This window comes from Rufibacter sp. JT3400010, assembly GCF_054956755.1.
In genome coordinates this window covers 264,746-286,394 of sequence record NZ_JBUDXA010000005.1, presented here as the reverse complement: position 1 = coordinate 286,394, position 21,649 = coordinate 264,746, and the positions used below count along the sequence as shown (strand labels likewise).

Genomic DNA, 21,649 nt, shown 5'->3' with positions numbered 1-21,649 from the left:
CTTTATCTTTGTAGAGATGAGAAAGAAAACACTGTTTTTGGTCATTGCCCTCATGACTATTTCATTGGTGGGACTGATAGGCTTTCAGGTCTACTGGATTCATCATGCGGTACAGATGGAGGAAGAAGTGTTTGACCGCAACGTGAACGATGCCCTGCAACAGGTAGTGAAGCGGTTAGAGACAAAGGAGGCCATGCATTACCTCAAAGAGGAAGCGCCCCAGATTAGGGCCGCCGCCCTTTCGCCAGAGACGCCTATTTCGCTCAGCACCACTTCCGCCCCAGACCAGATTACCCCTACCTCTGTAAAAAGACAAGTAAAACGCACTCCCAAAGCGTTAGCACCCACTGCGGCGGCTCCCCAACCACGCAGACCGCAGGCAATCACGTTTTCCCCCGCGCCTGTACCCGTTTCGCCCTCGCACCAGGTAACACTGTCTGGTAGTAAGTTGGTGATCACTGAAAGCAAAGTGATTGCCCTTTCCTCTGGCACTGAAATAAAGGCCGGAATCCACCTGAGAGGCGCCCGAACCGCCGCCCAACCACAGGCCCACACGGAAGTTTTTGGTGGCGGTATCACTGATTCTGTGATCGTTTGGAAAGTGCTTGCCGCGCAAAAACCTTCGTCTGATTCTGTGTTCAAAAACCAGTCTCATGCTTTCCTGAGAGCTAAAGCCGACCAGGGAGTGGTTTTCAGGATGAGTTCTGACTCTGTGGCCCGAGCAAAACAAAACGACCTCCTGCGCCAGATCAAAGCCAAAAACATACGCGAAGTGCGGGTGAACGGAAAGGCTGTTGACATACTGGTAGATTCCATGCCCAGTAAATCCTGGCGGGAAGCCATCACGTTGGCGGTTGACTCGCTGGGCAACACCATGACGCGGTATTTCCCCTCTGAAAGAGGAGCCGCAAAAGCAGCCAAAGTCCTTTCTGCAGACAAAAGCTTTACTACCACCCTCGCTCCTTCCGCCACGCTTTCCAAAAAGAAGTCTGTTTATAGCAGTCCCACAAAGAAGCAGGTGCAGGAAAAGAACCCTCTCCAGAAAGCCGAAGCCAAAGCCCAGCACCTGAACTTGGTAATGCAGCAGATGGCCGTGGAGTACGTGCGCAAGGAGAAGCCGCTGGCGCAACGGTTACAGGAACTTAAGTTAGAGGAGCTCCTCACCGCTGAACTTGCCAACCGCAACATCTCCATTCCTTACAACTGTAACCTGCAAACAGCCGCTAAAGCCGGCGAACCCACTCTAGTGCTGGCCTCTTCCGGTCCCTTTGGGCTGCCCACGCACCTGCGGGAAAACGAATATGCGGTGCGCCTTTTCCCCAATGACGTGATTACGGCACCGGGTTTTCTGTTGCTGAACTTCCCAGACCGTAACCTCTATGTCTGGCAAAGTTTATTGATTCCGTCCGTTATTTCGGTGCTGTTCACGCTCATCATCATTCTTACTTTCTCGTTCACGCTCTACACCATTCTGCGGCAGAAGAAAATATCTGAGATCAAGAATGACTTCATCAACAACATGACGCACGAGTTCAAAACGCCCATTGCTACTATCTCGCTGGCGCTGGATGCATTGGTAAACCCCAAAGTACGGAAAGACGAAGCGCGGGTAGACTATTACGCCCGTATTATCAAGGACGAAAACCGACGCATGCACCAGCAGGTGGAAAAGGTATTGCAAACCGCCCAGATGGAACGCCAAACGCTGCAACTGGCCTGTGAAGACGTGGACGTGCACCAATTGATCAGGAAAGCCGCCGAACCATTCCAACTCCACATTGAACAGCGTCAGGGAGATCTGGACCTGAAACTGGAGGCCCAAACACCCTATGTCTGGGCAGATCCCGGGCACTTGTCCAACATGATCGGCAACCTGCTGGACAACGCCAACAAGTATTCTCCCAACGCGCCCAAGATTGTGATACACACCACTACCATCGCCAAAGGCATCCATATCTCGGTAGAGGACCAGGGCCGAGGCATGTCCCGGGAAGCGCAGAAAAAGGTGTTTGAGAAATTCTACCGGGTGCCCACCGGCAACCTGCATAATGTTAAAGGCTTCGGGCTGGGCCTGAGCTACGTCAAAACCATGGCAGAAGCTCACGGCGGCAGCATTCACCTTCGCAGTGAACTAGGCAAAGGAAGTAAATTCACGTTATGGCTTCCTTTTCAAAAACAGGTTAGTTAATCAATTTTCATTCTTAACGCACTACACGCATGATGGCAACTCCTGACACCCGCCTGCTTCTGGTAGAAGATGACCCCAACTTTGGGATGGTCCTGAAAGACTATCTGGAGCTGCACGACTATGCCGTGACCCTGTGCACCGATGGTCTGCAGGGCTTGCACATGTTCCAACGGGAAGCGTTCCATGCCTGCATTCTGGACGTGATGATGCCCGTGAAAGATGGTTTCTCCCTAGCCATTGACATCAAAAAAGCCGATCCCAGCATGCCCGTCATCTTTCTCACCGCCAAAGCCATGAAAGCAGACATGCTGGAAGGGTTCAGGATTGGGGCCGATGACTACATCACCAAACCCTTTGATTCTGAAATCCTGCTCTGCAAACTGAAAGCCATTCTGCAGCGCAAAGCCGCACCAGCAGTTCCGGAGAAATCAAACGCCGTAGAATTCCAGTTGGGTTCTTACCACTTCCATTTCAAGAACCGCCTGATCACCCGTGAAGGCGAAACCCAAAAACTCTCCCCCAAAGAAGCCGAGTTGCTCCTGCTCTTGTGCCAGTATATAAACGAAGTGCTTCCGCGGGAAATAGCCCTCAGCAGAATCTGGAAAGATGATAACTATTTCACTGCCCGCAGCATGGATGTGTTCGTGACCAAACTTCGTAAATACCTCAAAGGCGATCCAACGGTGGAGATCATCAACGTACACGGCAACGGCTTCCGCCTGGTAGCCCCGGTAAATGAAGCACAACTTGTTTCTCCGGCTATGTAAAGGTGTGATCCTGCTGGTAAAAAAGCGTGTTTTGTGTCTGTTATTACAAAAACAGGCATTAAACACGCTTTTTGCTTTATGCTGGTAGGGAGGTCATAAGAGATTGTAATATCACTCGCTCGCCTCTGGCGAGTGTGGGCTACTTCCGGCGTCCCGCCGCTAAATACACATTTTAATATAAAGTGTATCGGCCAGAGGCCGCGGGTATCTCACACTCGCCAGAGGCGAGCGAGTGAATGATTTTAAATTTGCACCAAGGGCAACCGCAAGGGATTGCCCATTGAATGACACAGAACAATACGTGCAGAAAACATTTAGCTGGTGGGGCAGTACAGGAACAGAAATATTTTAAGCATCTTCACGGCCCTAAACCGCCACAGACTTTTATGAAAACTGATTCCCGCATGAAACGCATTGCTATTTTCCCCGGCTCCTTTGATCCTTTCACCAACGGACACTTTGATGTGGTGCAGCGCGGCTGTGAGTTGTTTGACAGCATTATTATTGCCCTGGGGAACAACAGCAGCAAGAACCGCTACTTCCCGGTGCAGGACATGGTGCAGATTATAGAAGGAGTGTTCAAGGACAATCCCAAAGTACAGGTTCAGGCATACAAAGGCCTTACGGCCGATTTTGCGAAGGAAGTAGGGGCTAGATTTCTGTTGCGCGGCTTACGCAACACCACCGATTTTGAGTACGAAAACACCATTGCGCAGGCAAACCGGCACGTAAACCCAGAACTGGAAACGGTGTTTCTCATCACCTCCCCGGCCTTGGCGGCCATCAATTCATCTATTATAAGAGAGATTCACCGCTTTGGCGGAAATGTGCAGGATTTTATTCCTTTCCACCTTTCTTCATTGCCTGCAAATAATCCCTGATCACGAACTGGATAGACGTGTAAGATTCCGGCAGTACTTCCAGCACTTCGTCTGGGGTCATGAAACGCACTTCCTCAATAAATTCTTCGGCTTGTGGTTTCATGTAGGTATCATCCAGGCACTGCATGGTGTACCAGTTGGTTTTCTTCAGGATCTTGTTGCCTTTGTACGCGTAAGAGTGCCAGGTGCTGGGCAGTTCGCCCGTAATGGCTACCTTGATATTGCATTCCTCCTCCACTTCGCGTAGCGCGCCCAGGGTGGTTTCCTCAGACTTTTTGATCTTGCCTTTGGGTAAGTCCCACATGCCCATGCGGTAGATCATCAATATTTTGCCGTCTTTGACCACCAAGCCACCGGCCGCCTTGATGATCTTGAACTGATCTTTGAGGTGATCAATGAGCTTCTGCTTTTTGTCAGTGACCAGGGTGAGCGACTCCAGTTTCTTGAGTTTCTTCACTTCCATGAGCCGCACCAGGCGGTCAATCAAGGCAGAGTCCACGTCGCGGATGAGCACATCGCCCACCAGATCTTTAGACGTAAACTGATCGTCTCTATCCAGCACCAAGTCATACTTGTGCTTAAAGATCTTTTCACTGCTTTTTTTAATGATCAGTGGGATATCATTGATAAAGACATTCATGCGGGTATCGCTTATGTAAGGCGCGTAAGTAGCTACAAAATAAGAAAGAATTTTCATAGGGCACAAGCCGCCCAGACAAGGAAAACATTACGACTATTTGTGTAATTTCGCCCATGCCACACACAGAAACCGCCGCCCAGATTGCGGCCTACCTCCTGGAGACCCAAGCGGTGCGTCTCCGTCCTGAGCAACCTTTCCAATGGAGCTCCGGTTGGAACTCCCCTATTTACTGCGATAACCGCGTCACGCTCTCTTATCCGCATATTCGTTCTTTCATTAAAAATGCTTTGGCCCAAGCCATTCAGGACCGTTTTCCAGACGTGCAAGCCATTGCTGGTGTGGCTACTGCCGGCATTGCGCAGGGCGCTTTGGTGGCAGATTTACTCAACTTGCCGTATTTGTACGTACGTCCCGAACCAAAAAGCCATGGAATGGGCAACCAAATTGAAGGAAAATTAGAAAAAAACCAGCGGGTGGTGCTGGTGGAAGACCTTATTTCTACCGGAGGCTCCTCTTTGAAAGCCGCCAAAGCCGTACAAGCCGCTGGCGGTGAAGTCATTGGCATGGCCGCTATTTTCACCTACGGCTTCAGCCAGGCAGACGAGAACTTTTCTGCCGCAGGCATCCCAACTATCTGCCTCAGCCACTACAACGCCCTCCTGGAAACCGCCGCTTCCCAAGGCTACATCTCCTCAGAAGCCATCAGCACGTTGGAGCAATGGCGCCAATCGCCGGAGACGTGGGGAAAGTAATGTGCTAATTTTTCAATGTGCTGATGTGCTATTTTCTGATTAGAAAATGTGACGATTGGGAAATGTGAAGATTAACACTTCTGTTTTCAGGCTCTTTTCCAAGAACTAGCCGAAAACAGAAGTAAAGGTTAAATCGTATCCTACACTACCAATTCAACCGCTCATCCAAATTGCTTATTAGCACATCAGCACTTTAAAGAATTAGCACATTAGCTTATGAAGATCGGCTTGCTCTCAGATACGCACAGTTACCTGGATGATCGCATTCTGGCATTGCTGGACGGCTGTGAGGAGATCTGGCATGCGGGAGATTTTGGGACGGCAGCGGTGTCTGAGCGGTTAAGCCAGGTAGCACCGGTGAGGGGTGTGTATGGGAACATTGATGCCGGAGACGTGCGGGCTTTGCATCCCAAAAACCTTCGGTTCACCTGCGAGGGGCTGGAGGTGCTCATGAGCCACATTGGGGGGTACCCCGGCAAGTATGCGCCTGAGGTACGTGCGCTCCTCAAGGAAAATCCTCCGGGCCTTTTCATCTGCGGCCACTCCCATATCCTGAAAGTGATGCATGATCCCAAGCACGGCAATTTGCTACACCTGAACCCTGGCGCAGCCGGAAAGCATGGTTTTCACCAGATGCGGACCATGATGCGCTTTGAAGTACTGGAGGGCAAAGTGCAGAAGCTGCAAGCCATTGAACTAGGGAAAAGAGCATAAAAAAAGTGTAACCGGTGAGGTTACACTTTCAACTATCTTGTAGTAAGAGTAATCGCGTACAGTTTGCCGAAAGGCAGTAGGCGAACGAAAAAACGCAGAATTACTCAGCGGTTGCAACTTCCGCGGTAGCGGCTGGAGCAGAAGTAAAGCGGGCTTTCAGCTCTTCCACATCTACATTCTTGATTACCGGAGTAGACAACAATTGCTTGATCACACGCACTTTGTTGTTCTGTCTTGCTTTATTCTTACGGTCTTTTCTTTTTAATCTAGTAACTGCCATCGGTCAATATTTAAAATTGAATCGCAAAAGTAAGTTATTACTTTTACATTCTCAATAATTCAGCCTAAAAAAACACATGAATTCTTTTATAGATCTGCGCAGTGACACCGTTACTAAACCTTCTCCGGCTATGCTGGAAGCCATGTTTCAGGCCCAGGTAGGCGACGATGTCTACAGCGAAGACCCCACCGTGAATGAGTTACAGGCCTACGGCGCCAGTCTGTTCGGGATGGAAGCCGGCCTCTTCTGCCCTTCCGGCACCATGACCAACCAGATCGCGATCAAGATGCACACCCAACCGCTTTCTGAGGTAGTTTGCGACCGAACCAGCCACATCTATGTCTATGAAGTGGGCGGCATTGCTTTTAACTCAGCGGCTTCGGTGCAGTTGATAGACGGCGTACGCGGCAAGATTTCTCCGGAGCAGGTAGAAGCCTGCATCAACCCAGATAACATCCACTTTCCGGTGACCAGCCTGGTTTCTTTGGAAAACACCTGCAACAAGGGTGGTGGCGCTTATTACACCCTTTCTGAAATTGCGGCCATTTCTGAGGTTTGCCGAAGAAACAAGATTGCCCTGCACTTAGATGGTGCGCGGGTTTTCAATGCCCTGGTCGCCTCCGGCGATGATGCCCGCGAATACAGCCGCTACTTTGACACTATTTCGGTGTGCCTCTCCAAAGGCCTAGGCGCTCCGGTGGGCTCTCTGCTGCTGGGACCTAAACCTCTTATTGAACAAGCCAAACGAGTACGCAAGGTCTTAGGCGGTGGCTGGCGCCAGGCGGGATTCTTAGCGGCGGCAGGGCTGTATGCACTCCAGAATAACATCCAGCGTTTGCAGATAGACCATGATCGGGCAAAGCAGATTGGGAATGCTCTTAGTGAGGCACCCTATGTAACAGAGGTGATGCCGGTAGACACCAACATTGTTATTTTCACTCTGGCTCCCGAGGTGAACATGAACGGCTTTTTGGACCATTTAACGACAAAGGGAATTCAAGCTTCTTCCTTCGGGCCACAGAAAATCAGGTTTGTGACCCATCTTGATCTGAGTGATGAGATGATTTCCGCCATCATCTCAGCTATAGAAGAGTTCAAGGCTTAGAACAGGCTGGTTGTTGAAGCGCCCTTGTTTAGGGGCTGTTTTCAGTAAAACAGCACCTAAACAAGGGCGCTTCAAACTATAGAGTTTGCTGCTTAAGTAGAATGGGCAAGTTCCAGCAGCACGTCATAATACTTTCTATTCTGCATTTTAGATTTAAGCCAGGCGTAAAAACTCATGGCCTGAATATCTTCCTGCTCGGCAGGTGCAAAGGTTAACATGCTTTCTACTTGTTGTAAAAATATCTTCCGGGTGGCCATGTCCGGCTGCATGACCAGGTAATTGATTAACTGGAGGAAAGAATTTGCATTGCTGTAATCTGGCTGAGTTAACAGATCCTGATAGGTGCGCTGAATGGCTTTTACCCGGTCTAAGGCAATATCAAAATTCCCGAACTCGTACTGAATTATCAATTCGCCCAGATTCTTTTTGAGTACCCATTCCTTTCCCATAATGCGTTCGCACCATTTATCTGAGTGGTTGAGGTAAAGGAGTAGGTCATTGGCTTTATGGAAATCTTCCTGGGCAAAGTACAGGAAGCTTAACCCTAACCGGGCGGTCAGCATGTCACGGTGGGGCAAGGTGATGGTTTTGGAGTGCACTAGCTCTTTCAGCAATTGAATGGAATGAGGCAAGTTCTTCTGGAAAGCCTCATTGGCGGTTTTCAGAAACAGGTACTTGGGATAGAAGGCGGTAAAGTAGCTCCTCCCCTGGGCTTGTAATACCGTCAGCAACTCCGCCAGATAAGTATTGGATTGGGTGAACTTCCGGTTACGGTAGAGCACGTGTGCAATCATATACAAAAGCCTTATTTTATAGAACTGGTGCGCCTGAGACATACCCAACTGAGCGCACATGGCTTCATAGCGTTCTATAATGAAGGGTTCAAAGGTAAAATAATCCCTACGGGCCAGAACGGCCGTTCTGGCAATGGACATTAGTTTATAGAACAGCGAGGGTCGTTGACTCACCGCCTGGGTAAGCCCGTAAGTTTGCAGAACGGTCTGGATGGTGGCGGCAAACTGAAGGTCTCTGCCCTGCCTTCGTGTCAACTCCAGCCGTTTAAAGATGATACTGCTGGCAATATTGGCGCGCTCATCTTCATCGGCGGCCTCTTTGTTTGAATTTCTTTTTTTGATGATTTCCTCCAGATCATCGGCAAACTCGCAGTCGGCTTTTTCTATCTGAAGATTGTAGACTGAGTTCAGAAGATCAAACTGCTCATTTGAGGCAGCCAACTGTTCGGCCTTTCTTAACAGGTTCCAGGCCAGCCGGTCGACTTGGGCATCAAAGAGGTAACGCGCCATAGAGAGCGCTCCCATAATGCTGGAGGCTGCCGTTGGGTCTTCCTGCATGCGCTTTAACATAATAAAATCTGTTAAATGCTGCATGAGCCGTTTTCTCAGGGCATAGTAGGCCGTAGAGTTAGGCTCCCCGGCGTACAACCTTTCCTTTATCTGCTGCGGGCTTAGTTTCTGTTTTTGCAGCAACAACTTAAACAGTTCAAAGTCCTTCCGGTCTTTCCTTTTCTTATGCCGCTGAATGAACGAAGCAAACTCTTTGACATCATCAGGCGACAGCGTAGAGATGGTTATCTTCAGATCATCCATTCCTAACTTTTAGCGAGTCTATCCATTATTTACTATCTATTTTAAAGTAATAAAATAATTTCACAAATTATTATAAATAAGTTACTTGTAATAAATATGGCACAATTTGAAAAGTAATAATTCTATAAATTCGATATTCTTTATCTTTCTTCCAAACTTATCTTCATAGCACCTAAAGAATCACCTTTAACTGAATAGCTATGAAAAAAGCAGTACTCTTATTGTTTGTCCTTTTTTCCTGGTGGGCGGCCCATGCGCAGGATCTTATTATTAAGCGGAATGGCGAAGAAATAGCTGCCAAGGTTCTGGAAATCACCCCTGATTTGGTCAAATACAAACGTTCAGATTACTTGGAAGGCCCCATCATCTCCATCCTGAAAAGAGAGGTGTTTATGATTAAATATGCCAACGGCAGCAAAGAAACGTTTAACATTCCAACTCCGCCTACCGCTACTTCTGCACCTGGTATCTCTCCCAGCCACGAGATGCCGTACCAACCTAATATCAAACTGAGTGGGCCCAGGTTTGGGGTGACCCTTATCTCTGGTTCTTTAGCAGATAAGGCGCGCGAAGACTTTGAAGTTAATCCCTTTCTCACTCAATTTGGTTGGCAGTTTGAAACGAAAATATTCACTACCTCCAAGGGGCTAACGGGATTGGCTGAATTTGTACCTTTGATAGGTGGCCTAGAGCAGGGCAAATTTTTACCAAGTCTCAATCTATTGGTAGGTCTAAGAGGACCCAAGGGATTTGAGTTCGGGTTGGGCCCAAACTTATCTCCTGCCGGAGCCGGATTTGCCTTTGCTTTAGGAACCAACTTCCAGTCTGAGGGAATCAATTTCCCGGTGAATTTAGCCTTTGTGCCCAGCAATGGCGGTGCCAGGTTTAGCTTATTGTTCGGCTTTAACTCACGTAAATATTAAGAGCTTGTTTACAGAACCAAAGAGATGAAAAATTTCATAACCATTATAAGCCTGGGGCTATTTTTCCTTTGCCAGCAGGTACAAGCCCAGGACATCATCTTTAAAACAACGGGGGAGGAAATCAAAGCGAAAGTGGTAGAGATTACCCCCACTAACATCCGCTTTTCTCAACCAGAGGTTTATTCAGACAGCATTTTGACCTTACCCCGAAGTGAGGTTTTCATGGTAAAATATGCGAATGGGGCTAAGGAACTGATGCAGTCTGCCCAAAGTCAACAAGCAATTGATACGGTCTCCTACACACCCGCTCAAATGTTCCAACAAGGCCAACGGGATGCCAGGATCTATTACAAAGGCACAAATGCAATACTAGGCTCTGTGGGCGCTACCCTATTACTTGGTATTCCGGGTACCGTCTTAATAGCCGCTATTCCTCCCAAAGTTAACCCGAAGGAAATCCCTGATGCGACTCTTTTATCTAACCGGTTTTACTATGACGGCTATCGAAAGCAGGCGCATAAACGAAAGGTTGGCAAAGCAGCCATTGGAGGAGGAATTGCCCTAGCAACGGTTATCGCAATCATGACTTCTGTTGCAGCACAACAGTAAAATCAAGTCTAGAGCTTTGTCAGCTATTGATACAATTGACAAGTAGCATTTGGCATTATAACAGCCTTACCCATTTTAAAGAACCCGTTCTCTTTCTTATACAAAACTGAACATTTCAGAAAATAACCTAAGACGAGTAATGCCATAGGGATATTTCCTTCTCAACCGCTCTTACTTGTAGGTGTTTTAGTGATTTAAGCCTATTTTTCATAAAGTAGGCTTAAATCATAGATTTACTGTTTTGCCCAATATAGAAAGCAAAAAAACATTATTGCCTTTCAAGTTGCCGACTCTCATCAATTTGAAACATGGTTAGCAAGAAACCTTTTAAAGCTTAGCCAAATTCTGAGAACCTATATAAAGTAGTTCCTATATTTATGGTAACTTGCTCTAGCATCCCTCCCTTCGCGAAGGCAAAGTTTAAGGTTCTGACACAACATTGAGCAACAGCATTCTGATATGCCTTTCTCCTTTCGTTTCATATTAGCCAAATGGGCAGGATTATTCCTGCTGGTGGTACTATGTGGCCTGGCGGAAGCGAAACCAACTTTGTCTAAACCAACGGGAAAGCACCGTTCCTTCCGCTTGCCGGAACTCCGCCAGAATCTTTCCTCCATTCCCTTGCTCCACTTTTTGGCAGGCAGTGATTCTACCTCCTGCGTAATCCCTTTCACCCGGGCGGGAAATCTGATCATGATCCAGGCCACCGCCGATGCTACCGCGGGAAACTTCATTCTGGACACTGGGGCGCAGAATCTGGTGTTGAACATCACCTATTTTCGGGATTATCCCAAAATCCAGGATTCTAAGGCAGAAAGGACCAGTGTTACAGGGTCCTCAGCTGCCGTTGTCAAAACTGTGGTGAAGAATTTCACCTTCGGCACGCTCAAGTACGCTAGAGTTAAAGCAGATTTAATTCCCTTGGGGCACTTAGAGAACACCAAAGGGGTTAAAATACTGGGCTTGCTGGGTATGGAGCTGTTCCGGCAGTGTGAGATGATCATTGACTATGAACGGAGCCTCATTTACCTGCACCAGATTGGCAAAAAAGAAAGCGAAAGCTACCGGAGTTCCCACTTGCAGGACACAGCCGCGTACAACGTAGTCCCCATTGACCTGAAAGACAACCGCATCATTGCCCACACCCAGATTGCGGGCAAGAAGATAGACTTCATCATAGACTGCGGGGCCGAGACGAATATTCTGGACAGCCGGCTGCCCAATAAAATCTTTGAGAACGTAGACGTGACCGGAAGGGTAATGCTGATGGGTACGGGAAACCGGAAAATTGAGGCGCTACGCGGAAACCTGCGCAACATGAGGTTCGGGAATCAGGATATCTCCCTGCTTCCGGTTCTTATCACCAGCCTGGAAAACACCTGCTTTTCGTATAACGGGTGTATCAATGGCGTACTGGGTTTCGACTTTCTGGCCGTGAACAGTTCTAAAATTGGCTTTAACTTTGTGAGGCGCGAACTCTATCTATGGAAGTAAACAATCATCGGTCATTCTGGAAGCGGTTGCTTTGTACCGGCTGGGGCACTATCTTGTTGGTAGTGGCCCTGCACGGCTTGGCTACGGCCCAGGCTCCGGTGAAAAAGTACACCGTGAAAGACGGCAAGATGTTCATTGAGTTAAGCAAGCGGATTTCAACGGCTGCGCTTGACTCTTTTCTGGTTCAGTTTAACCTCACTGATGTAGGCCTTAAACAATTCTTCCAGAAAAACTCCGCAGATTCCCTCCAGCAGCAAGGCTGGCAATTGGAGCAAAACAACAACCAGGTTGTGATTTTCAGTAAGCCCCTCATGGTTTTTGACCATATCACAGACCCGGTTGAACGTATCCTTTTCACCGAGAAAACCCCCAATTCTTCCTCCCTCTTTCACGTCATCAACAAAGGCGTGGTATTTGGCTATAATCGGTTCAAAAACAAAAAGCCGTTTCCGGAACAAGATTCCCTGGTCACTTTCTACCTCAGGAATGGACTTAAAGCTAGAGAAGTATATCTAGCCGGAAGTTTCAACGCCTGGTCGCCCAATGCTCTGGCCATGACAAAGACCGATAGCGGCTGGATTGCCCGGGTGTCCCTACCTGCCGGAAAGCACTGGTACAAATTTGTGGTGGACGGCAACTGGACCATTGACCAGGATAACCAACGCAGGGAAAACGACGGTGAAGGAAACGTAAATTCGGTCTACTATAAAGCCAATACGGTTTTCCGGCTCCCGGGCCATCCAAACGCCCGACGGGTGTACCTGGCCGGTTCGTTCAACAACTGGCGCGAACAGGAACTCCTCATGACCAAAACGGCCACAGGCTGGGAATTGCCGCTGTTTTTAGCCGAAGGTACCCATATCTACAAGTTCATTGTGGACGGTAATTGGGTCCATGACCCTTCCAACTCAGAGAAAGTGCCCGATGGGCACGGCGGGATGAACTCCCTGCTAAGATTCGGGAAACCGCACCTCTTCAGATTAGAGGGCTATACCCATGCAAAAAAAGTTTTTCTGGCCGGTAACTTTAATTCCTGGCGGGATTTTGAGTTGGTGATGAAGAAGACTCCTACCGGTTGGGAACTGCCCTACAGCATTGGGCCGGGTAATTATGAATACAAATTCAAGGTAGACGACAAATGGGTCCTTGACCCGGCTAATCCTTTGAAGGTGGGTAACTCAGAAGGTACCGGAAACTCGTATCTCATCATCTCCCCTAACCACACCTTCCGCTTAAAAAATTACGGCAAAGCCAAAGCTGTTTACGTGGCCGGCGACTTCAACAACTGGGACCCCAATGCGTTACGGATGCAAAAGGAAGGCAACGACTGGGTGTTCAGCGTGCATCTTCCGGTAGGTAAAAACCGCTACAAATTTATTGTGGATGGCGAATGGATCATTGACCCAGGGAATAAGCTCTGGGAACAGAATGAACACGATACCGGCAACTCCATTATCTGGATAGAACAATAGCTTTCTTTCTACCAGGTTTTTTAGACAGGTTTCCCTTGTTTTAAGGTCTTTTTACGCAAAATATCCATGAAACAAAACTTTGCTGCTGTACTTTCCTGTGTGCTGCTAGGTGCCTGCACCGTTGCCCAACCGGTAAACACGTCCTTAGAACAGAGAGCTCAGGAACCCTTGACGCAATCCCTTTTCACAGACAAAGCTTCTACCATATCTGAGGAGAACATCCAGCGGATTTTGCTCGGCACGTACAAGCTGCCGACCACGCTACGGGTGGCCTTGGTGAACCTGGAAAATGCCTCGGTGAAAAGATACCAGTGGAATGATGAGGCGTATCAGAAAAATCAGCAGGCCTATACAGATCTGTTGGAGCAGCAACTAAAGAGTTCGGGCAAGGTGACCAAGGTTTCCATTGTCCCAGAGTTGCTGCTGCCGCAACCCGCCTCCTTTACGGGTTTGAGGGAAGCCGCCGTCAGGATGCAGGCCGACCTGGTGCTGGTCTTTTCTACCAACCATGATGTGTACGCCCAGTATAAGCTCTTCTCCAAGACAGACATCAAAGCTTTCGCCACCACCCAGGTGCTCCTGCTGGATGTAAGAACCGGCATTGTGCCCTTCACTACCATCGTCACAAAAGATACCCTTAGCCAGAAAAGGGAAAACGAACTGGACCAGCAGGAAGCCAGAAGGCGTATTCAGCAGGAAGCGGTGCTCCTCACGCTTCAGGAAATAGGGCGGCAACTGCAGGATTTTCTTAAAAACAGCTAGTCAGCTTTCAAGACCATATTTCTTTTATAAAAACTAATCAAAATGCTATAACTTACTCAAAGCATTTTGGGTCTTCTTTAAGGAAAACGCGCTTAAAACGTCTGGCATCTCCGCTAGTGACAGGCTTTCCTGGGTATCCTAAACATTTTAAGCCCTGTTCTAATAAATTAGAGTAACTTTGCAGTCCATAAGACAAACTCAACTTATGGCTTCTGCTAAATATATTTTTGTTACAGGGGGCGTGACTTCCTCCCTCGGAAAAGGCATCATCTCTGCTTCATTGGCTAAACTTCTGCAAGCCAGAGGCTTCTCGGTTACCATCCAGAAATTCGATCCTTATATTAATATTGATCCGGGTACGCTTAATCCGTATGAGCACGGGGAATGTTATGTGACCGAGGACGGCGCAGAGACGGACCTGGACTTAGGCCACTACGAGCGTTTCCTGAATGCCCCCACTTCCCAGGCCAACAACGTTACCACCGGCCGTATTTACCACAACGTGATTACGCAGGAGCGCCAGGGTGCTTACCTGGGCAAGACTGTACAGGTGGTACCGCACATCACAGATGAGATTAAGCGCCGTATGCTGTCTCTGGGTGAAACCGGTGAGTTTGACGTGGTGATCACTGAAATTGGCGGTTGCGTGGGCGATATTGAGTCGCTTCCCTTCATTGAGGCAGTGCGTCAGTTGCGTTGGGATCTGGATCCAAAAGATACCGTAGTCATCCATCTAACGCTTCTTCCCTACCTGAAAGCCGCCGGCGAGCTGAAAACCAAACCCACGCAACATTCGGTGAAAGCCTTGTCTGAGTCTGGGGTACAGCCCGATATTCTGGTTTGCCGGTCAGAGCACCCCATTCCTACTGAGATGCGCCGCAAGATTGCGTTGTTCTGCAACGTGGCCCCAAACGCGGTGATTGAATCTCTGGACGCCGAAACCATCTATGACGTGCCACTGCTCATGAAAAAAGAGAAGCTGGATGAACGCGTGATCAAGAAACTGAAACTCACCAGCCGTCAGGAAACCAACCTTGACTCCTGGAAAGAATTTTTAGGCCGATTGAAAAACCCTACCGAAGAAGTAAGCATTGCCTTGGTAGGAAAATACGTAGAACTGCCAGACGCCTACAAGTCCATTATTGAATCTTTCATTCACGCGGGAGCGGCCAATGAGTGCAAAGTACATTTGAAAACAATCCAGTCTGAGTTCATCACCGGCGAGAACGTACACATGCATTTAGAAGGCATGGACGGGGTGTTGGTAGCCCCTGGTTTTGGGGAGCGTGGGTTTGAAGGCAAATTGGAAGCCATCCGGTACGTGCGCGAAGCCAAAATACCGTTCTTTGGGATTTGCTTGGGCATGCAGTGTGCGGCTGTGGAGTTTGCTCGCAACGTGCTGGGACTGCAAGATGCCGCCTCTACCGAGATGAACCCTACCACGCCGCACCCGGTCATTGACATGATGGAGGAGCAGAAGAGCATCACCCAGAAAGGCGGCACCATGCGCCTTGGTTCCTATACCTGTGACCTCAAAAAAGGCTCCAAAGCCTTCCAAGCATACGGCAAAGGGCAAATAACCGAACGTCACCGCCATAGATACGAATTTAACAACCAGTACCTGGCAGCTTTTGAAGAAGCCGGCATGCATGCTTCGGGCATTAACCCAGACACCGGCCTGGTGGAAGTTATTGAGTTGCAAAACCACCCTTGGTTTGTGGCCGCCCAATACCACCCAGAACTGAAGAGCACGGTTTTAACTCCGCACCCGTTGTTTGTGCGCTTCATCAAAGCAGCCATTACCCAGTCTAAAAACAGAAACAAATAACCCTTCTTAACACTTATGGATAAAAATTCCGCAATAGGCATGGGCCTAATTGCCATCCTTATACTGGTTTACAGTATTTTCTTTATGAAAGGTCCGGAACAAAAGCCGGTCAGCAAAACTACTAAATCAACTACCACCCAGGCAGCAGCAACCAAACCAGACCCAGCCCAGGATTCTCTGGCTAACGCCCGGCGTACTGCCCAGTTGGGAGAGTTTGGTGCTTTGGCCACGGGCCAGAACCAAATCATTACGCTGGAAAACCAGGTGCTACGGGTGGCCTTGGGGAGCCAAGGTGGTAAAGTAGAGGAAGTAGAACTGAAGAACTATAAAACCTGGGACAAAAAACCGCTGATCTTATTTGACACCGAGTCTAGCCAGCAGGAATTCAGCTTCCAGACCAAAGATGGCCGGACCATTCGGTTGTCTGACTTGTTTTTCCAGCCATCGGCGGTAGCCAATGTAACGGTCAACAATAAACCGGCTAAATCCATCACCTTCACCGCGCAGGTAGCACCCGGCCAATCTATTGAGCAGGTGTACACCTTGCAGGAAGATGCGTACCAAGTTGAGTATCACCTGAACTTCAGAGGTATGGAGAATTTGGTGGCGCAGCAGCCTATTCTCCTGTCCTGGACAGACGAGTTGAAGCGCCTGGAGAAAGACATCAAACAGAACCGCAGTCACTCCACCATCAATTACTACACTGCAGACGGAAGCTTTGACAAATTGTCGGCGAGTGCGACGGGCACAGAGACCGAGAAGCTGGAAGAGCCCGTTAAATGGGTAGCTAACAAGCAGAACTTCTTCACCGCCGCCATTATCGCCCAAAACAGCTTCGGCACCGCCGAGGTTACCACGTCTATGAACGAGGCCGATACTACCAATGTGAAAAAGCTGACTTCCAAGCTGACCATTCCTGTGCAGGATGCCCTAAGCGGAAAAGCACAGTTCACATACTTCTTCGGCCCCAATGATTATGATGTACTGAAGAACGTGACCGAGGATTTCGACCGGAACCTGGAGCTAGGCTGGGGAATTTTCTCTTACGTAAACAAATACCTCATCATCCCGGCGTTTGACTTTCTGGAAGATTTTGTGCCGTCTTACGGCATCATCATCATTCTGCTGGTGCTCTACATCAAATTGATTTTGAGCCCGCTCACCTACAAGTCTTACATCTCCATGGCCAAGATGAAAGTCCTGAAGCCGGAGATTGATGCGATCAAAGAGAAGAATGACGGCGACATGCAGAAGACGCAGGCCGAGACCATGTCGCTCTATTCTAAGATGGGCGTAAATCCTATGAGTGGCTGTATTCCTATGCTGCTGCAGATGCCTATTCTGTTCGCGATGTTCAACTTCTTCCCTAACTCCATTGAACTACGCCAGGAGCCGTTCCTATGGGCCCACGACCTGAGCACGTATGATGTGTTCGCTATGCTGCCGTTCACCATCCCGTTCTATGGAAACCACGTGAGTATGTTCACCCTGCTTATGACGGCCTCTACCATCTTGTACACGTGGTCTAACAACCAGGTGAGCACCGTGCAGGGACCAATGAAGTTTTACTCGTACCTTATGCCAGTCATTTTCATGTTCGTGCTGAACAGTTTCCCGGCTGGTTTGAGCTTCTATTACTTCGTGTCTAACATTGTCACCTTCGGGCAACAGGCCTTGATCAGACGCTTCGTAGACGATGCTAAAATCCGGAAAAACCTGGAGGAGTATCAGGAGAAGAACAAAGGTAAAGAACCAAAAGGAGGCTTCCAGAAACGTTTACAGGAAGCCATGAAAGCGGCCGCTGAACAGGAATCCAAGCGTAAGAAAGGCTCCAAATAAGACCTATTCACTAGTGAAAAAAAGCCCGGTTCATCCGGGCTTTTTTGTTTTACATCTACCATATTATCTAGTTATTACTAAAACATTATCAGAACGTTACATATCATTACCTGCTATTCCACTACAAGTAGCTAACATCTTTCATAACCACACCTCTAGCTTCATTCTTTACTGCAACGCGTAAGCCAAGCCGTTGTGGGCAGTCGAATTTCAAGGCCCTTCTTCACAGATTCCAAAGCAGGAAAAGACACTTACCCGTTTACTGCTTAATTCCAGGAAAACAGGCTTAAAACCGCAATTAGGCAAGGTTGCTGCCTTCCAAATCATACCAAAAGTGTGGTTCCAGATAAGCCTTTTCTGGTCACTTCTGGAGGTATTTTCAACCAAGGCAGACTATGACAAAGACAGCCTTTCCATTCTCTCTGGCTTTGCTGTTTTACGCCCAAAAGTCGGAAATCGACCCTAAAACGGAGGTGCAGGTACTTAAAGCAACAGTCTCACCGGGGCACTTTGCTTTTGTAGCTAAAAAGATAAATATCAGGCTTCTACCCTGTTTTTCTTAAACCTGTCAAGAAACCTGGTTTTCCCTAGAAATTGGGGATAAATAACCGTAAAGTGTTAATAAGTCGGGGTTCTATGTATCTTCAAATTACCTTATCTTTGTGAAAGCGAATGCTTATTCTCGTAGTGTAACGTTTACCCTGGCTTCATTCAGATGAAAATCACTTATTACGGACAGTCTTGCTTTCTCTTTGACATGGGCGGTACCAAGGTACTTTTTGATCCCTTCATTTCCCCCAACCCCTTGGCGTCTGAGATTGATCTTGATTCCATAGAATGCGATTACATCCTGCTCTCCCACGGGCACACAGACCACGTGGCAGATGCCGAGTACCTGCTCAAGAAAACCGGTGCCACGTTGGTAGCCACGTTTGAAATTGTGGGCTGGTATCAGAAAAAGGGTATTGAGAACGTTCACCCTATGAACACCGGCGGAAAGGTGCATCTACCCTTCGGGACGGTGAAGATGGTGAATGCCATCCATTCCAGCTCGTTGCCAGACGGAACCTACGCCGGAACCGCCGCAGGCTTTGTGGTGGAAAGCGCGGAGAAGACCTTCTACTTCGCTGGAGACACCGCCCTGCACCTGGACATGAAATTGATTGGGGAACGTTATCACCTGGATTTCGCCCTGCTGCCCATCGGCGACAATTTCACCATGGATGTGGAAGATGCCTTGGTAGCCGCCAACTACATAAATGTGAAAAGAATCATCGGGATGCATTATGACACCTTCCCGTACATAGAGATTGATCATGTGGAAGCGTTGGAACTTGCCCGGCGCCAGCAGAAGGAGTTGATTTTGATGGAGATTGGTCAAACATTAGAACTGTAACCTGTAGAATGGGAAAAATAATTGCCGTTGCCAACCAGAAAGGCGGAGTAGGGAAAACCACTTCGGCCATTAACCTGGCAGCCAGCTTAGCCGCCTTAGAATTCAAGACCCTGCTGGTTGATGCTGACCCGCAGGCCAATGCCACCTCCGGCATCGGGTTTGACCCGAAAGACATTGAGAACAGCATCTATGAGTGCATGGTGGACAGCGTTAGAACCGAAGACATCATCATGTCTTCTTCTATCGACTTCCTGGATCTGATCCCTTCCCACATTGACTTGGTGGGAGCCGAAGTAGAGATGATCAACCTGCCTAACCGCGAGGAGAAGATGAAGCAGGTGCTGGTGCCCCTGAAGGAAAAGTATGATTTCATTATCATTGACTGCTCTCCTTCCCTGGGTTTGATCACCGTGAACTCCCTTACCGCCGCTGACTCGGTGATTATTCCGGTGCAGTGCGAGTACTTCGCGTTGGAAGGTTTGGGGAAACTCCTGAACACCATCAAAATCATCCAGAGCCGGCTGAACCCAGATCTGGAGATTGAGGGCTTGCTGCTGACCATGTATGACGTGCGCCTGCGTTTGTCTAACCAAGTGGTAGAGGAAGTGAAAATGCACTTCCAGCAAATGGTGTTTGACACCATTATCCCAAGAAACGTGAAGTTGAGTGAATCTCCATCTTTTGGAGTACCGGCCATTCTCCATGACGCAGAAAGCAAAGGAGCCATCAGCTACCTGAACCTGGCCCGCGAAATTGTAGAGAAGAACGGGGTGGCAGTTGCCCAGTAGTACCTTTAGTCTAAATAACGTACATGTCTGATAATTCAGCCAAGAAAAAAGCAGGAGGCCTTGGAAGAGGCCTCAACGCCCTTATTACGGGCAGTTATGATCGTAAAACCCCAGAAGCAGAAACTACATCATCCACCCTTAGTGCTGTCAACACCATCGCAGATATTAGCTTAACCCAGATTGAGACCAACCCTTTCCAGCCCCGTACCCACTTTGACCAAGTGGCGCTGGAAGAATTGGCTGAGTCTATCCGCATACAGGGCATCATCCAGCCTATCACCGTTAGGCAGTTAAGCGCCGATGCCTATCAATTGATCTCAGGCGAGCGCCGTTACCAGGCCGCTAAACTAGCGGGGCTGGACACCATTCCGGCGTATATCCGCAAAGCCGATGACCAGCAAATGCTGGAAATGGCCTTGATTGAGAACATTCAGCGCGAAAACCTCAATGCTATTGAGATTGCCTTGAGTTACCAACGGTTGCTTTCTGAATGTAGCCTGAAACAGGAGGAGCTAGGCGAGCGCGTGGGCAAAAAACGGACTACCGTTACCAATTACCTGCGTCTCTTGAAATTACCGCCAGACATTCAGATTGGCATCAGAGATAACCTCATTTCCATGGGCCATGCCCGCGCCATCATTAACATTGATGACGTAGACAAGCAGTTGGAGGTGTACCGCAAGATTGTAAACGAAGAACTGTCCGTTAGGAAAGTGGAGGAACTGGTGCGCAGCATCAGCTTGCAGAACAAAAAACCAGACCCACAGACCAAACTAGACCTTCATCCGTTAGAGAACGAAGTGAAACGAGTGGAATCAAGGTTGTCTTCTTACTTTGGCACGCGCATTCACGTAAAAGCCTCTCCTGAAGGCAAAGGGGAAATTAAGATCCCGTTTGTGTCAGTAGATGAACTGAATCGTATTCTGGAAATCTTAAACTACGCGTAACATGCGGCAGTTAGCGGCTCTGTGCTTCTTTGTGGGTATTCTTTTGGGAAATTGCTTCACCGGCAAGGCGCAGGTGATTACAACCGGTCCGGATTCTGCGCAGGTAGCCACTCCGGTGGCGGCGGTGCAAGCCCCGGATACTTCTAAATGGAAGCCTTTCAATACTTGGAGCCGTCCTGCCAAAGCCGCTTTCTATTCGGCGGTACTGCCCGGTTTAGGGCAAGCTTATAACAAAAGCTACTGGAAGATTCCACTGATTTATGCCACTGGAGCTGTCATAGGGTTTTTCATCTATGACAACAACAAGAAATACCAGGGCTTTGCCAGAGCTTTACGGCTTCGGACAGACGGCGATTCTACCACCATTGATGAATACGCTAAAACTACTGGTGTTTACCGGGCAGACCAACCTAACAACCAGGGAGCCATAAATCTTCAAAGGTCTCAGGACTTCTTCCGTAAGTATCGTGATTTAGATATCATTTTAGGAGTTTTGGCTTGGGGGCTTAATATTATGGAAGCGCACGTACATGCCCACCTAAGAGCCTTTGACATAAGCGATGACCTTTCTTTCCAAGTGAAGCCCCATCTACAGCCTTTGGCAGGTACCCCTTCGTACGCGGCGGGTTTCAGCTTCCAACTGAATCTTAAATAACA

Annotated in this window: 20 protein-coding genes; 17 read left to right on the top strand and 3 right to left on the bottom strand. The window is 48.5% G+C overall.

The window, feature by feature from the left end; all coding sequences use genetic code 11:
- Nucleotides 1–16 precede the first annotated feature (16 nt).
- The 3 genes from ACY0JR_RS07620 to coaD all read left to right on the top strand — a co-directional run bounded on the left by ACY0JR_RS07620 (nucleotide 17) and on the right by coaD (nucleotide 3,836).
- Nucleotides 17–2,188, top strand: a complete 2,172-nt coding sequence (locus tag ACY0JR_RS07620; protein WP_462633348.1) for a sensor histidine kinase — start codon at nucleotides 17–19, stop codon at nucleotides 2,186–2,188.
- A 29-nt stretch (nucleotides 2,189–2,217) separates the two neighbouring features.
- The gene (locus tag ACY0JR_RS07615) at nucleotides 2,218–2,955 is read left to right on the top strand and encodes a response regulator transcription factor (RefSeq protein WP_462633347.1); all 738 of its coding nucleotides are present in this window, start codon (nucleotides 2,218–2,220) and stop codon (nucleotides 2,953–2,955) included.
- A 404-nt stretch (nucleotides 2,956–3,359) separates the two neighbouring features.
- Nucleotides 3,360–3,836, top strand: a complete 477-nt coding sequence (gene coaD / locus ACY0JR_RS07610) for a pantetheine-phosphate adenylyltransferase (RefSeq protein ID WP_462633367.1) — start codon at nucleotides 3,360–3,362, stop codon at nucleotides 3,834–3,836.
- Here the strand turns inward: coaD and ACY0JR_RS07605 are convergent.
- Nucleotides 3,793–4,533 carry an NUDIX hydrolase gene (locus ACY0JR_RS07605; protein ID WP_462633346.1) on the bottom strand — a complete coding sequence of 247 codons (741 nt, stop codon included), beginning with the start codon at nucleotides 4,531–4,533 and terminating at the stop codon, nucleotides 3,793–3,795. The genes coaD and ACY0JR_RS07605 overlap by 44 nt on opposite strands.
- Nucleotides 4,534–4,589: 56 nt before the next feature.
- Between ACY0JR_RS07605 and pyrE the strand changes: the two genes are divergently transcribed.
- Nucleotides 4,590–5,228, top strand: a complete 639-nt coding sequence (pyrE, locus tag ACY0JR_RS07600; RefSeq protein WP_462633345.1) for an orotate phosphoribosyltransferase — start codon at nucleotides 4,590–4,592, stop codon at nucleotides 5,226–5,228.
- A gap of 216 nt (nucleotides 5,229–5,444) precedes the next feature.
- Nucleotides 5,445–5,942 (top strand): metallophosphoesterase family protein, encoded by a 498-nt coding sequence (locus tag ACY0JR_RS07595; RefSeq protein WP_462633344.1) that lies wholly within the window; start codon nucleotides 5,445–5,447, stop codon nucleotides 5,940–5,942.
- A gap of 100 nt (nucleotides 5,943–6,042) precedes the next feature.
- On the opposite strand, the gene ACY0JR_RS07590 is transcribed toward ACY0JR_RS07595, so the two are convergent.
- Nucleotides 6,043–6,222, bottom strand: coding sequence for a hypothetical protein (locus ACY0JR_RS07590; protein ID WP_462633343.1), 180 nt, complete (start codon nucleotides 6,220–6,222; stop codon nucleotides 6,043–6,045).
- 76 nt (nucleotides 6,223–6,298) lie between these two features.
- Here ACY0JR_RS07590 and ltaE point away from each other — a divergent pair, with 76 nt between their 5' ends.
- Entirely contained in the window at nucleotides 6,299–7,327 is a 1,029-nt protein-coding gene (ltaE, locus tag ACY0JR_RS07585) for a low-specificity L-threonine aldolase (RefSeq protein ID WP_462633342.1), read from the top strand.
- 92 nt (nucleotides 7,328–7,419) lie between these two features.
- Here ltaE and ACY0JR_RS07580 read toward each other — a convergent pair whose 3' ends face one another.
- Nucleotides 7,420–8,934 carry a hypothetical protein gene (locus ACY0JR_RS07580; protein ID WP_462633341.1) on the bottom strand — a complete coding sequence of 505 codons (1,515 nt, stop codon included), beginning with the start codon at nucleotides 8,932–8,934 and terminating at the stop codon, nucleotides 7,420–7,422.
- Between the two features lie 200 nt (nucleotides 8,935–9,134).
- On the opposite strand from ACY0JR_RS07580, the gene ACY0JR_RS07575 reads away from it, so the two are divergent.
- The 11 genes from ACY0JR_RS07575 to ACY0JR_RS07525 all read left to right on the top strand — a co-directional run bounded on the left by ACY0JR_RS07575 (nucleotide 9,135) and on the right by ACY0JR_RS07525 (nucleotide 21,647).
- Nucleotides 9,135–9,857, top strand: a complete 723-nt coding sequence (locus ACY0JR_RS07575) for a hypothetical protein (RefSeq protein WP_462633340.1) — start codon at nucleotides 9,135–9,137, stop codon at nucleotides 9,855–9,857.
- A gap of 24 nt (nucleotides 9,858–9,881) precedes the next feature.
- Nucleotides 9,882–10,466 (top strand): hypothetical protein, encoded by a 585-nt coding sequence (locus ACY0JR_RS07570; protein WP_462633339.1) that lies wholly within the window; start codon nucleotides 9,882–9,884, stop codon nucleotides 10,464–10,466.
- Nucleotides 10,467–10,925: 459 nt separating this feature from the next.
- Nucleotides 10,926–11,960: an aspartyl protease family protein gene (locus tag ACY0JR_RS07565; RefSeq protein ID WP_462633338.1), complete on the top strand. Its 1,035-nt coding sequence runs from the start codon at nucleotides 10,926–10,928 to the stop codon at nucleotides 11,958–11,960.
- Nucleotides 11,951–13,432, top strand: a complete 1,482-nt coding sequence (locus ACY0JR_RS07560) for a glycogen-binding domain-containing protein (protein ID WP_462633337.1) — start codon at nucleotides 11,951–11,953, stop codon at nucleotides 13,430–13,432. Before ACY0JR_RS07565 ends, ACY0JR_RS07560 begins: the two co-directional genes overlap by 10 nt.
- Before the next feature lie 66 nt (nucleotides 13,433–13,498).
- A complete protein-coding gene (locus ACY0JR_RS07555) occupies nucleotides 13,499–14,194 on the top strand; it encodes a hypothetical protein (RefSeq protein WP_462633336.1) in 696 nt (231 codons plus the stop codon).
- A 205-nt stretch (nucleotides 14,195–14,399) separates the two neighbouring features.
- A complete protein-coding gene (locus tag ACY0JR_RS07550) occupies nucleotides 14,400–16,022 on the top strand; it encodes a CTP synthase (RefSeq protein WP_462633335.1) in 1,623 nt (540 codons plus the stop codon).
- A gap of 15 nt (nucleotides 16,023–16,037) precedes the next feature.
- Entirely contained in the window at nucleotides 16,038–17,861 is a 1,824-nt protein-coding gene (gene yidC, locus ACY0JR_RS07545; protein ID WP_462633334.1) for a membrane protein insertase YidC, read from the top strand.
- 715 nt (nucleotides 17,862–18,576) lie between these two features.
- A complete protein-coding gene (locus ACY0JR_RS07540; RefSeq protein WP_462633333.1) occupies nucleotides 18,577–19,257 on the top strand; it encodes a metal-dependent hydrolase in 681 nt (226 codons plus the stop codon).
- An 8-nt stretch (nucleotides 19,258–19,265) separates the two neighbouring features.
- Nucleotides 19,266–20,045, top strand: coding sequence for a ParA family protein (locus ACY0JR_RS07535; RefSeq protein WP_462633332.1), 780 nt, complete (start codon nucleotides 19,266–19,268; stop codon nucleotides 20,043–20,045).
- Nucleotides 20,046–20,068: 23 nt separating this feature from the next.
- Nucleotides 20,069–20,992, top strand: coding sequence for a ParB/RepB/Spo0J family partition protein (locus tag ACY0JR_RS07530; protein WP_462633331.1), 924 nt, complete (start codon nucleotides 20,069–20,071; stop codon nucleotides 20,990–20,992).
- 1 nt (nucleotide 20,993) lies between these two features.
- Entirely contained in the window at nucleotides 20,994–21,647 is a 654-nt protein-coding gene (locus ACY0JR_RS07525; protein ID WP_462633330.1) for a DUF5683 domain-containing protein, read from the top strand.
- Nucleotides 21,648–21,649 lie beyond the last annotated feature (2 nt).